This is a genomic window from Streptomyces sp. NPDC023573, assembly GCF_055559735.1.
Genome location: NZ_JBVHKB010000018.1, coordinates 1 through 12,487, shown reverse-complemented (window position 1 = coordinate 12,487; position 12,487 = coordinate 1). Strand labels below are relative to the sequence as shown.

General features: G+C 73.2%; 8 protein-coding genes. 5 read left to right on the top strand and 3 right to left on the bottom strand.

Annotated features, from left to right (window positions below; genetic code table 11):
* Nucleotides 1-507: 507 nt before the first annotated feature.
* Both ACZ32T_RS35080 and ACZ32T_RS35075 read left to right on the top strand, forming a co-directional pair.
* Nucleotides 508-2,619 carry an asparagine synthase-related protein gene (locus ACZ32T_RS35080; protein ID WP_467274407.1) on the top strand — a complete coding sequence of 704 codons (2,112 nt, stop codon included), beginning with the start codon at nucleotides 508-510 and terminating at the stop codon, nucleotides 2,617-2,619.
* Nucleotides 2,620-2,819: 200 nt separating this feature from the next.
* On the top strand, nucleotides 2,820-3,380 hold the full coding sequence (locus ACZ32T_RS35075) for a hypothetical protein (RefSeq protein WP_467371452.1): 561 nt from the start codon (nucleotides 2,820-2,822) through the stop codon (nucleotides 3,378-3,380).
* On the opposite strand, the gene ACZ32T_RS35070 is transcribed toward ACZ32T_RS35075, so the two are convergent.
* Both ACZ32T_RS35070 and ACZ32T_RS35065 read right to left on the bottom strand, forming a co-directional pair.
* Entirely contained in the window at nucleotides 3,367-5,298 is a 1,932-nt protein-coding gene (locus ACZ32T_RS35070) for a sigma-70 family RNA polymerase sigma factor (protein ID WP_467371450.1), read from the bottom strand. The two genes, ACZ32T_RS35075 and ACZ32T_RS35070, sit on opposite strands and share 14 nt — an antisense overlap.
* Before the next feature lie 253 nt (nucleotides 5,299-5,551).
* Nucleotides 5,552-6,379 (bottom strand): TetR/AcrR family transcriptional regulator, encoded by an 828-nt coding sequence (locus ACZ32T_RS35065; RefSeq protein ID WP_467274402.1) that lies wholly within the window; start codon nucleotides 6,377-6,379, stop codon nucleotides 5,552-5,554.
* Nucleotides 6,380-6,718: 339 nt separating this feature from the next.
* Here ACZ32T_RS35065 and ACZ32T_RS35060 point away from each other — a divergent pair, with 339 nt between their 5' ends.
* Both ACZ32T_RS35060 and ACZ32T_RS35055 read left to right on the top strand, forming a co-directional pair.
* Nucleotides 6,719-8,152 (top strand): NAD(P)/FAD-dependent oxidoreductase, encoded by a 1,434-nt coding sequence (locus tag ACZ32T_RS35060; RefSeq protein ID WP_467274400.1) that lies wholly within the window; start codon nucleotides 6,719-6,721, stop codon nucleotides 8,150-8,152.
* Between the two features lie 333 nt (nucleotides 8,153-8,485).
* Entirely contained in the window at nucleotides 8,486-10,156 is a 1,671-nt protein-coding gene (locus tag ACZ32T_RS35055; RefSeq protein WP_467274398.1) for an ATP-binding SpoIIE family protein phosphatase, read from the top strand.
* Between the two features lie 6 nt (nucleotides 10,157-10,162).
* On the opposite strand, the gene ACZ32T_RS35050 is transcribed toward ACZ32T_RS35055, so the two are convergent.
* A complete protein-coding gene (locus ACZ32T_RS35050) occupies nucleotides 10,163-11,461 on the bottom strand; it encodes an MFS transporter (RefSeq protein ID WP_467371507.1) in 1,299 nt (432 codons plus the stop codon).
* A gap of 136 nt (nucleotides 11,462-11,597) precedes the next feature.
* Between ACZ32T_RS35050 and ACZ32T_RS35045 the strand changes: the two genes are divergently transcribed.
* Nucleotides 11,598-12,155, top strand: a complete 558-nt coding sequence (locus tag ACZ32T_RS35045; protein ID WP_467274396.1) for a MarR family winged helix-turn-helix transcriptional regulator — start codon at nucleotides 11,598-11,600, stop codon at nucleotides 12,153-12,155.
* Nucleotides 12,156-12,487 lie beyond the last annotated feature (332 nt).

Below are 12,487 nucleotides of genomic sequence, written 5' to 3'. Positions count from 1 at the left end.
GGGCGGGGTACGGAGAAGCGGTCGTGCGGGCCGGCGCACCGGGGGGATGCGCCGGCCCGCACGTCGCCGCGCCTCGGGCGCTGCCCGGGGGGTGGAGCCGTGGACGCCCGGGAGGCCCGCGCACGGCCCCGGGAGGGTCGTGCGGTGGGTGCCGTCGGTCCACTGCCCTGAGCGAAACACCCGGTTCCTCCGCGATCCGAGAATGGCCGAATAGCGCCGGTCGGACGGGACGAGTCGAAGTCGGCCGACTATGGCCGGATTGCGTCTGTTCCGCGCCCCGGCCGAGGCGGGGACCGCGTTCGGGGCCGGACGCCGCAACTCCCGGGAGACCCCCTTGCGTTGTGGAGGGGCGGACGGAGCCGTGGCCAGGCCCTTGCCAGGGGCGCATGCGCATCCGGTGTGCGCCGCCCGTACCCCCTCCAGGGCGCCGTTGTCGTGGCAGCATGTCCCGCGACGGCGTTCCCGTGTCCTGGTACGCCGGTTCGTCCACAGCCTGTGGAGGCGGCGATGCGTTGGTTGGTGGGGTGGAGCAGTATCGCCGCGAGCTTCGGCACCGTGGGCGCGGTCGGCCACGCCGGGGAGGGGCGCACCGTCCAGCCGGTCGGCTCCCAGCTCCTGTGGGGGGACCCGGACCCGCTCTGGGCCGTGGGCGACTGGCGCCCTGACGAGATCCGCGTCATCACGGTCGCGACCCCCGAGGGGGCACCCACCACCCGCCTCGCCGTCCTCGGCTGCTGCGGGGCCACCGACGAGCAGCTCCGCGTCGGGCTGCTGGCCGCCCGCGGCGGAGCGCTGCGCCATCTCACGGCCTGGTCCGGCAGTTACACGGCCGTCGTGCAGATCGGCCGCCGCATCACCGTCGCCGGAGACCTCGCCGGAGCCCGCCCCGTCTTCCACACGCCCTGGGCCAACGGCACCGCGTACGCCACCGCCGCCCTCCCGCTCGCCGACCTCATCGAGGCGCAGCTGGACATCGGCCACCTCGCCGCGCTGCTGGCCTGCCCCGAGACCCCGGAGGCGCTGGGCGACGGCACACCGTACGCGGGAGTGAAGCGGATCCCGCCCGGCCACGCGCTGATCCTCCGCGAGGGCTCGCGCGAGATCACCGGGTACGAGGCGGTGGCCTCGCTCGCCGTGGCGGCTGCCGAGACCGATCCGGTGAGCGCCGTCGAAGGCGTGCGGGACGCGCTCGTCGACGCCGTACGGGCCCGCCTCACGGCCCCCCGCCACGCCCCGGAGACCATGCCGCCCGACCCCGGGCCCGTCCCCGGCATGGGGCCCGCCGAACGCCGTGCGGCCCGCGGGGCGCCCGTACCGGGCATCGGCGCGGACCTCTCCGGCGGCAGCGCCTCCGCCACGCTCGCCCTGCTGGCCGCGGGACTGCCCGGGCTGCCGGGCACCGTGCTGGGCCATGGCACGGGGGCGGGTGAGCGGCTCCTCGCCGTCACCTTCAACGACCTGTCCACGCAGGGCCGCGAGGACGAGCTGGAGCGCGCCCGGGTCATCGCCGCCAACCCCCGTCTGCACCATGTGGTCGTGGCGGCGGGCGAGGAGGCCCTGCCGTACGCCTCCCTGGAGAGCGGCCCGCTCACGGACGAGCCCGCCCCGTCCCTGGTCGTCGCCGAACGTCACCGCCGTCGGCTGGCCGCGGGCAGCGCGGACCACTTCGTCGGCCACGGCGCCCGTCAGGTCCTGGACGCCCACCCGGCGCGGCTCGCCGACCTCCTCATGGACCGGCGCAGACGCCACCTCCTGCGGCCCGTCGCCGCGCTCGCCAGGGCCGAAGGGCCTTCCACACACTCCCTGTTCGTGCCGCTGGCCGTGTACCGGGCCGCCCGCAGGCTGGCCCGTACGTCCTACCGCACCGGGCTCGAGACGGCGGCGTCCCTGCTGCCCGAGGCCAACCGTGACGCCCCCGACCTCGACACCCCCGCCGACGCCTCGCTCGCCTCCCTCGCCTGGTCACGGCCGGGGCCGGCCGCGCGCTGGCTCACCGGGGAGGCGCTCGCGGAAGTATCGGTTCGCCTCCAGGAGGCGGCCGTCCGGCCCGCCTCGGTCCAGCGCCCCGGGGAGGCCAGGGCCCGCGCGGCGCTGGCCCGGCACGCGGCCGACCAGCGGATCCTGGAACAGGCCGCGGAGATCCGCAGCCAGCGGCTGCACGCCCCCTACCTCGACAACCAGGTCGTACGGGCCGCCCGCGCCCTCCCGGAATCGCTGCGGGTCCAGCCGGGCGCCCGCGCCGCGATCCTGCGCCGGGTCCTGGCGGGCGCCGGTATCCACGACCTGCCGCCCGGCTGGGGCACGCCGTCACAGGCCACCTCGAACGCCGCCGGCCGCATCGGCCTGCGCGCCGCCCTCCCGGATCTGATCGCCCTCTTCGACGCCCCGCTGCTGGCCGACGCGGGGCTGATCGAGGCACGCGTCGTACGCAAGGCGCTGCGTGCGGCCTCCGAAGGTGAGCCGCTCCCCCTGGACGGCCTGGCCGAGCTGGCGTCCACGGAACTCTGGCTCCGCCGGCTGGTCACCCGCCGGGGCACCTGCTGGACCGGCACGGCGGCCCCGCGGCAGCGGGCGGTGGCGGGCGGAGTCGTCCCGGCCCGCCGCACCCTGCAGCCCTGAGCGCACGTCACCCGTGCCGGCCGGGGACACGATGGCCAGGTGCGGTATCTGATCCTGGGCGTCACCGAGGCACGCGACGAGCACGGCGGCGCGCTGCCCGTCGGCGGCGCGCGGCTGCGGAGACGCCTTTCCTGCTCTCCCGCCTCGCCGAACTCTCCTACCGCGCCGGGGACCTGGACACCGCGAGGAAGGACCTGGACGTGGCGGAGGCGGAGCGTCAGCACGTGCTGGACGCAGTGGCCTACGTGGACTTCCTGCGGGCCTCGGTCGCACTGACGGCGGGCGACATCCCCCAGGCACGCGGGTACGCCGACGCGGCGCTCGACGGCCGGTCCTACGGCGCGCGGCCCCCACAGTTCGCAGCGGCCGTCCTCGGGGTCTCGGCGCGTATCAGGGTGCACGAACCGTCCGGCGGGCCCGCCGTGGGTCTGCGCGGGGTGACCGAGGCGCTGCGGCTGGCCGTGACGTCCGGCTGCGCGGACAGCTTCAACGCCCACCTGGCGGAAGTGGCCGGCACCGTCCTGGTGCGCCTGGACCTCTTCGCGGTGTCGGCCCGGATCCTCGCGGCGTCCTCCACCTGGCGGGCGAACGGCCCCCGCTCGGCGGTGGAGGAGAGCGAGGTGGCCACGGCGGTGGAGCGGCTGCGCGAGGAACTCGGCCCCCAGCGGTACGAGGAGGAGAGCGCCCTGGGGCTCGGACTGAGACCGGACGACGTACTCGGACTTCTGGACGAGGCCGCCGAGGGGCTCAGCCGCAGCTGATGCGGGACTGCGCCCAGTCGGCCAGCGCAACCCCGCCGAGCGGCCCCGACGGCTCCACGGCGAGCCGGATGGTCCGGCGCCCCGCGATGCCGACGCTCACCGGAACGGCGGGCTCGCCGCCCCGCAGCACCGGGGACCGCCACAGTGGCGTCCCGTCGTCGTCACGCACGGAGAAACGCACGGCGCCGATCCCCAGCGTCAGATCGTCGACCCCCACCATCGCTTCGTAGCGGGTGCACGCCCGGTTGAGCTGCACAGCGACCGAGGAGGTGGAGGGGGCGGTCACCCCGTGGGCGTACGTCGTGGAGGCGATCGACATCCCGTTGCGCTGCCAGAACACACCGGTGCTCCGGCCGAGCAGGATCTCCGGACCCGTGTGATCGCCGGTGAGGGAGTACGCCAGCTGGTTGACCTGGTAGACCTCAGGCGCCGGCGGCGGCGGTGGTTCCGCCGGGGCGGACGGGGTCGGGGCCGGGGAGGACGGGGGAGGCGGTGCCGGCTTCTCCGAAGGGGTCGGTGCCGGTGTCGGCGTCGGCGAGGGGGGCGGCGTCGGGGTCGAGGTCGGCTCCGCGGCGGGAGGTGTCTCGGGCGCCGGTGCGGCGGGCGGGGCCGGTGGCTCGGCAATCGGTGCCGGCTCCGGTGGGGGAGCGGGGGCGGCTGGTGCCGCGACCGGCGGCTTGGCCACCGGTTTCTCCTCCGGCGCGGGCCGGTCCTCGCCGGCCAGGGCCCATACGAGACCGGCGGCGGCCACCGCGGCGACAGCCGCCGCGATCCCCGCCTTCAACGGAGCCCCGATCCCTTCCGAGGCGGCGGCCCCGCCCGCCGTTCCTCCCCCGGAGGACGCGCCGCCCGTGGCAGCGGCGGCGGCCCCTGCGCCGGCCGCCCCGGCCGCGCCGCCCGCCACGACGCCGGCTGCCTTGAGCGAGAAGCCCGCGGCGAACCAGCCGATGACGGCGACGGGAAGCAGCGCCGGGATGCCCGCGTTGACACGGTCCAGCTCGCCGGCGGCGAGCCGGCACTTCGCGCACTCGTCCAGATGCTTGCGCAGCCCGCGCTCCGCCCGGGTCCTGAGACCGCCCCGGGCATGGGCGCCGAGCCGGTCGGCGTACCGGGCGCAGTCGCCGCCGGCTGTCAGCGACTGGCTCACATGGGCCTGCAGATAGGCCTGCTTGAGCCCTTCACGGGCCCGGACTGCCAGCACCGCGGTGGCATTGGCCGTCAGGCCGAAGAGGGGGGCGACCTCGCTCGGCGACTCCTCCTCCACCGTCGTGTGCCACAGCACGGCCTGCCAGCGCTCCGGCAGGCTGCGGAACGCCTGCATGGCCATCGACCGGTCCGCCTCGAGCATGGCCAGCACGTCTGCGCCGAGATCGAGAGTGTCGGCCTCCGTCAGCTCGGCGGAACGGGTGGCCTGCGCGGCGAACACCGCGAAGTCGTCGACGAGATGCTCGCGCTTCGCGCTCCTGGTCCACGCGGCGGCGACATGACGGACAGCCGTCATGAGGTAGGCCCGGACGGATTCCTCCGGCCCCTTGCCGCCGCGCACGGCCTGCAGCGTCCTGGCGAAGACCTCGGCCGTCAGGTCGTCGGCGGTGTGCGCGTCCCGGCAGCACGTGCGGGCGTAGCGGCGCACAGCACCGGAGTGCCTGCGGAAGAGCTCCTCGTACGCCTCGTCGTCGCCGGCCCGCATGCCCTGGACCAACTGCGCGTCGGAGGGGCCGAGATCGGCCGACCCGGTGCGCCCCTCGCGCTGCAGAGGGACGGCGTACGCGGCACCGGTCTCCGCGGCGGGTTCCGACGGCGCCCCGTCATCGGCGGACGCCGACGGCCACGGGCCGGGCAGCACCGTGCCGCCGCCCTCCATGCCCGCCGCGCCGATACCGTCGGACGGTTCTTCCTGCTGCGCTTCACCGCTCATCGCGGAAGCCCCCGTAATACACCTGCGGACCCGAATACCGGGGCAACAGTGCCACAGAGCCATGCGGCGACGGGGCCGGAGCGGGAGTATCCACTCGTCCGGGGTGTCTTCCCCCGGCCGGGGGTGACATGGACCCGACGCGGAAGGAGCGACGCCCCCCGGCGGCGGCCACCCGTCTGCCCGGACGGTCGCGCGGCGCACCCGCGCGGGAGCGCCTGCGCCGGAAGCGCGGCGCACCCGCGTGCAGGAGCGTCTACGCCGGGCGGGAGCGGAGCCCCTCCAGCAGGATGTCCAGCAGCCGGGCCGAAGCGGCGGCCTGGTGAGCGGGGTCCGGCAGAGCCGGAGCCGCCGTGGCGATGACCAGCAGGACGTCGCCCACCGTCACATCGCCCCGCAGCTCACCCGACTCACGGGCCCGGTCGACCAGCCTGCCCACGACCTCGAGCAGCTCGGCCGCCCCGGGGTCGTCGCCGAGCCCCTCCTCGTCGACGGAGTGCCCGCCGGCCGGCTGGAAGCCGGGCTGTGCCACTCCCTGTCGCTGATGCGGGACGCGCGTCTCGCTGTCGGCCGCACCGGAGCCCGGTATCGCGGCCTCCTCGTGTTCCGCCCCGACACGCAGCACCTGTGGCGGCAGCAGCCGTCCCGCGCCCGACGCCACCGAGGTGCGCAGGAAGCGGGAGAGCGCCGACCACGGCTCGTCCTCGTGGCCCAGGGCCGAGCGCGCCTGATCGGTCAGCCGCGCGGTCTCCTCCTCGGCTATCCGGCGCACCAGCACGTCCTTGCTCGGGAAGCGCCGGTAGACCGTACCGACGCCGACCCGTGCGCGGCGCGCCACGTCCTCCATCGGCGCGCCGTAGCCCAGCTCGCCGAACACCTCGCGCGCGGCGCGCAGGACGTGTTCGAGATTGCGCTGTGCGTCCACGCGGAGCGGCGCGGAACGGGACGTGCCGCCCGTCGTTCCCGACCCCGCGACCGTGCCGACCGCTCCCACAGGGCTCAGCCGCCCCTGGTCCTCGGCAGAAGCGGTGACAGCGCTCGAAGCGGTGACAGCGCTCGGCCCATGCAAATCCTGAATGTGCATAACTTCCCCCGGTTATGACGTCTCCCCCCGGAGACTTCCCCGCCGTATCAGCCGGCGTGTGGACCTTCGTCCGAATCCGACACCCCGACGGGGTACGAACATAGTTGAGCCCGGGTCAATTCAGAAGGGGGTAGTTCCGCACGGAGCGCCCCCCGATCGGAGCAAGGACCGGTTGGACCCTGATTCGCCCCCCGCGGACCCGCCCCTTTGCCGTACCTGACCTGCGCAACTCCGCAAACGGGCAGGGGCAGCGCGCCGCTCGGTGATCGAAGAGCTCCGGTCACACAATTTGCCGGGCCTGTGGACAAACACCGGACTCCGTTGCGTCATGGGAAGGTGATGGCACCAGATTCCCGGGGGGCACCCCCCGGCACCCGGCCAAGTGTGCGCATTCTCGTCGTCGGCGGCGGCTACGTCGGGATGTACACCGCGCTGCGTCTCCAGCGGAAGCTGCGACAGAGACTGAAAAGCGGCGAGGCCGAGATCGTGGTGGTCACGCCCGAGCCCTACATGACGTATCAGCCCTTCCTGCCGGAGGCCGCCGCCGGTTCGATCTCGCCGCGCCATGTCGTCGTCCCCCTGCGCCGGGTCCTGAAGAACTGCACGATCGTCATCGGTGAGGCCGAACGCGTCGACCACGCCAAGCGCACCGTGACGGTCACGACGCTCGCCACCGGTGAGGACGGCACCGGCGCCCTCGAGATCCCGTACGACGAGATCGTCCTCGCGCCCGGATCCGTGTCACGCACCCTTCCGGTCCCCGGCCTCGCCGACTTCGGCATCGGCTTCAAGACCGTCGAGGAGGCCATCGGTCTCCGGAACCACGTGATCGAACAGATGGACATCGCCTCCGCCACCCGCGACCCCGCCATCCGCGACGCCGCGCTCACCTTCGTCTTCGTCGGCGGCGGGTACGCCGGCGTGGAGGCGCTCGCGGAGCTCGAGGACATGGCCCGCTACACCTCGCGGTACTACCACAACATCAAGCCCTCGGACCTGCGGTGGGTCCTGGTCGAGGCGACCGGGCGGATCCTGCCCGAGGTCGGCGAGGCGATGGGCAGGTACGCCGTCAGGGAGCTGCGGGGCCGCAACATCGACGTACGGCTGGACACCCGCCTGGACAGCTGCGAAGGCCGGGTCGCCGTCCTCAGCGACGGTTCACGCTTCCCGACCCGCACCCTGGTGTGGACCGCGGGCGTCAAACCCGCGCCGATCCTCGGCGCCACCGACCTCCCGCTCACCGAGCGCGGCCGGATCCGCTGCACGGCCACGCTCGCGGTCGACGGCGCCGAGCACGCCTGGGCCGCCGGCGACGCGGCGGCCGTCCCGGACCTCACCTCCTCCGAGCCCGGCACGGACACCGCGCCGAACGCCCAGCACGCGGTACGCCAGGCCAAGGTCCTCGCGGACAACATCCTGGCGACGCTCGCCGGCCGGCCGGCCGAGGACTACCGGCACTCGTACGCCGGATCCGTCGCCTCGCTCGGACTGCACAAAGGTGTCGCCCACGTCTACGGGCGCAAGCTCAAGGGCTATCCGGCCTGGCTGATGCACCGCGTCTACCACCTCAGTCGCGTACCCACGTTCAACCGGAAGGCGCGCGTCCTTGCCGAGTGGACCCTGGCCGGACTCTTCAAACGAGAGATCGTCTCCCTCGGGTCGCTCGAACACCCGCGCGCGGAGTTCGCCCTCGCGGCCCGGGGACACGCGCACCCGGGACCTCCCGGAGACATCCCGCCGAAGAACAGCAGGCCACCGGACACGTCCGGCTGATCCGCGGTTTCCCGCGCACCGGAACGCCCCGGGGAAGGACGTAATTCAGCGGATGGACCGACTGCCGTACGGCAACTGTCAGTACGGTCGGTCACACTGGGCGTGTGACCATAGGTGGGCTCGCACCTGCGCAGAGTTACCCGGCGGGCAGTCACCTACAGTGACCGGAAGCGAAGACCACCAGCACGAAGAGGCCCGGCCGCGCGTTCCCGGAAGCCAGGCCCCGGCACCCCGGCCCGGCATGCGGGCCGACAGGGGTCCACCGGCCACAGGACCAGCAGAAGAAGCAGCTCGCCCGAGCGGACCAGACCGACACACGAGGCCAGAAATTCCGTGAACTTCACGCGCTGGAGCGCCCGCCTTCCCGGAACGCAGCGTCGAGCCGCCGCGCGGGACGACCACAGTTCCGTACCCGCCGCCCGCGCCGAGTCCGTACGGCCGAAGGCCCCGGTCACCCCGCCGGAGGACACCTCGGAACCCCCCGACCCCGCCCCGGGCCCCTCGCTGGAAGCCCTGCCGGCACGCGAACTCCTCGGCAGGCTCCCGGCCCCCGTCGCGCTGCTCCACGGTCCCGAGCACCGCATCACCTACGTCAACGCCGCCTACACGGCGGCCTTCGGCCCACGCGCCTGCGGCGAACCCGCGGTCGAGGCCATGCCCGAGCTGGGTGAACTCGGCGTGCTGCCCCTCATGGACCAGGTCCTGCGCAGCGGCACTCCGCGTACGGTCAAGTCCCGCAAGGTCCTGGCCGGCAGCTCGTACACGGTGACCTGCACCCCCGTGGCCCTCGGCGACCCGGACGGATCTGCCGGGGAGGCGGGCGTCCTCGTCTACGCCACCGATGTCACCGACCACGCCGAGGCGGCGGAGAGGCTCCGCGCCAGCGAGCGCCGCCACCGTGAGACCGCCGTCACCCTCCAGCGCTCCCTGCTCCCGCAGGACCTCGAACAGCCGGACGACCTGCGCATCGCGGCCACGTATCAGCCGGGCGGCACGGACGCGGCCGTCGGCGGTGACTGGTACGACGTCATCACCCTGGGCGCCGGACGGACCGCGCTCGTCATCGGCGACGTGATGGGGCGCGGCGTGCGGGCCGCCGCCGTCATGGGCCAGCTGCGCACCGCCGTCCGCGCCTACGCGCGCCTCGACCTTCCGCCGCACGAGGTGCTCCAGCTCCTCGACGTGCTCGCCGCCGAGATCGACGCCAGCCAGATCGCCACCTGCGCCTACGCCGTCCACGACCCCAACGAGGGCCACCTCGTGTACGCCTCCGCCGGACACCTCCCGATCCTCGTGTGCGACGAGGACGGCACGGTCCACCGCGCCGAGGACCCGACAGGGCCGCCGCTCGGCACCGGCGGCTGGGTCCACACCTCAGGGACGATTCCTCTGCCGCCCGGCTCCACGGCGGTGCTCTACACGGACGGCCTGGTCGAACGCCGTAGCGAGGACATCGACGAGGGTGTGGCCGCCCTGGAGCGCGCCCTGTCGGGCGCCAAGGGGTCGCCCCAGGTGGTCTGCGACCGGCTCATCCGGTCCCTGGGCGTCACCGCGGAGCACGACGACGACGTGGCGGTCCTCGTCGTCCAGCACCCCGCTCGTACGGGCGCGAGCGCGGAGCTCTTCCACAACGCCTCGCTCGAACTGCACGGCGGCATCGAGGCCGCCCCCAGAGCCCGCGCCTTCGCGACAGGCGTCCTGACCTCCTGGCGCTTTCCGGTGGCCCTCTGCGACCTGGGGGTCCTCGCCGCGAGTGAGCTCGTGGCCAACTCCCTCCAGCACGGCACCCCGCCGATGCGCCTGGGCCTGCGCCGGACGGACCGCCGCCTGATCATCGAGGTGACGGACGGGGACGACCACCTGCCGCGCCGCCGCCGCGCCGAACCGGCCGACGAGGCGGGACGCGGCATCTCCATCGTGGCGACCATCGCCACGTCCTGGGGCAGCCGTCGCACCCCCGGAGGCGGCAAGGCCGTCTGGTGCGAATTCGCGCTCCCGGACTGACCCGCCTCAGCGCGCGACGGTGGGCGCGCTGGCCGGCTCGCTCTCCGGCAGCGACACGGCGACCACCCGGGACGGCACCGCCGAGAGCGACGGCTTGTCCTGTACGGGCGTGAGCTGACGGCCCAGCTTGAGGGCCAGCACGGTGATGCCCAGGGAGAACAGTACGAAGGTCACGATGTACGGCCCGTGCAGCGCCGCCCCCATGGGCCCGCCCACGGCGGGCCCGACGGCCAGGGCCAGCTGCTTCACCAGGGCGAACGCCGAGTTGTACTGACCGACCATGGCCTCCGGCGCCAGATCCGCGACGAGCGGCGCCACCGTCGGCGACAGCATCGACTCACCCAGCCCGAACAGGGCGTACGTCGAGATCATCGCGGCCGTCGCCATGGTCTGGCTGCCGTGACCGAGGCCCGCGTACCCCGCCACGATCCAGGCGAAGGCCCAGATCAGACCGACCCACGCGATGACCCTGCTGCGGCGGCGCCGTTCCACGAGACGGAGCACGACGAACTGCGCGACGACGATGACCGCGGTGTTGGCGGCCAGCGCGATACCCAGGGTGGACGGGTCGATCCCGGCGGCCTCGGTGCCGTAGGCCGCGAGACCGGACTCGAACTGTCCGTAGCAGGCGAAGAAGATCACGAAGCCCAGCACGCACAGCTGCACCATGGCCCTGTGCGAGAGCAGCACCCGCAGCCCCGCCTTGGGTGCCGTGCCGTCGGCGGGCGTCGCTTCCACGAGGGAGGGAGAACGCGGCATGCGCACCGTGGCCGCGACGACACCGAGCACCACGAACATCGCGGCCTCGATGAGGAAGAGCAGGGTGAAGCTCGACGGGCGGTCGACGTCCACGAGCTGCCCGCCCACCAGGCCACCGATGCCGAGGCCGAGGTTCTGCAGGAAGAACTGCATCGCGAAGGCGCGGGTACGGGTCGAGGCGCTCGAGCACCACACCAGCATCGTCGCGAGGGCCGGCTGCATGACGGCGGTACCGGCGCCGAGGACCGCGGCGGAGAGCACGGCGGAGGTCACGCCGTCCGAGATGCCCAGAGCGCATGCGCCCACAGCGGCCGCACCGGCGGCGACGATCAGCACCGGCAGGGGGCCGCGCCGGTCGATGGCCCGCCCGGTGAACGGCAGCACAGCCAGCGCCGCCATGGCGAAGACGGCCAGCACGACACCTGCCGTACCGGCACCGAGATCCCGCACCTGCGCCACGTAGACGTACAGATACGGGACGGTGAACCCGAGGCCGAACGCGCTCAGCGCGCTTCCCACCTGGATCCGCCGCAGCGCTGCGCCCATCTCCCTGGTCACACTCACCTACCTCAAAACACGATTTTCCAGAACACGAACCAGTAGACTTTAACACTAAAGTTAGACACTGAACTCTTCACCTTGAAGGACTTCGACGGATGGAGAGCGTGCGATACTGCCCGCCATGTCTGACACCACCGAGCAGCCCGAGCTCCAGGAGCCGAGCCTCGACGAGCAGATCGCCGCCTACCAGCGCGAGTTCCGGGACCTCGATCCACAGGTCGAGCAGATCGTCTCCGCGCTGGGGAGGCTGAACCGCCGGATGAACGTCGCCTACGGCAGACAGGTCGCCGCCCTCGGCATCAGCAACGCCGAGTGGGAGGTGCTGAAGACCCTGGTCCTCTCCGGCACCCCGTACCGGCTGGGCCCGGGTGAGCTCGCCAAGCGTCTCGGCCTCACCCCCGCCGCGATGACCCACCGCATCGACCGCATGGCCGGCGAGGGCCTCGTCACGCGGGACAGGGACGAGAACAACCGGGTGCGCGTCATCGTGGAGCTCACCGACGAAGGCCGTACGAAGTGGCTGGAGGCGATGCGGATGGCCACCACCTTCGAGGAGGACCTTCTCCAGGACCTCTCGGGCGCCGAGCGCGGAGCACTGGGCGAGATCCTGATCCGGCTCCTGCGCCGTGTGGAGCACGAACAGCCGGACGCCGGCGGCCGGCTGACCGACCTGGACTGACGGTCTGCCGGGGCGGGGAGGGGGCTTGACAGGCCTCCCTCGCTTCCGTAAGGTTCTTCGAGTTGTCACGGAGCCGGTACGGTTCTGCGGCAGCCGATCCCGCCGCGAATGCGGCAACCAAACTCAGCACGATCTCCCAGCGGGGAGAATTTCGGCATGCCCGGAATTCAATGCGCAGGCTCGATTATGAGTCGCCGGGAGAATCCGCTAGAGTTTGAGCGTCGGAACGGCCCAACAGCCCGGAAGACAAACCCCGCTGACTGGGAATCAGGCCCGAAAGGATCTGATAGAGTCGGACTCGCCGGAAAGGGAAACGCGAAAGCGAAGAACTG

Coding starts and splice junctions, on each gene's coding strand:
- ACZ32T_RS35070 (WP_467371450.1), bottom strand. CDS start 5,298: ATGAGCGGTGAAGCGCAGCAGGAAGAACCGTCCGACGGTATCGGCGCG.
- ACZ32T_RS35045 (WP_467274396.1), top strand. CDS start 11,598: ATGTCTGACACCACCGAGCAGCCCGAGCTCCAGGAGCCGAGCCTCGAC.
- ACZ32T_RS35050 (WP_467371507.1), bottom strand. CDS start 11,461: ATGGGCGCAGCGCTGCGGCGGATCCAGGTGGGAAGCGCGCTGAGCGCG.
- ACZ32T_RS35080 (WP_467274407.1), top strand. CDS start 508: ATGCGTTGGTTGGTGGGGTGGAGCAGTATCGCCGCGAGCTTCGGCACC.
- ACZ32T_RS35065 (WP_467274402.1), bottom strand. CDS start 6,379: ATGCACATTCAGGATTTGCATGGGCCGAGCGCTGTCACCGCTTCGAGC.
- ACZ32T_RS35060 (WP_467274400.1), top strand. CDS start 6,719: ATGGCACCAGATTCCCGGGGGGCACCCCCCGGCACCCGGCCAAGTGTG.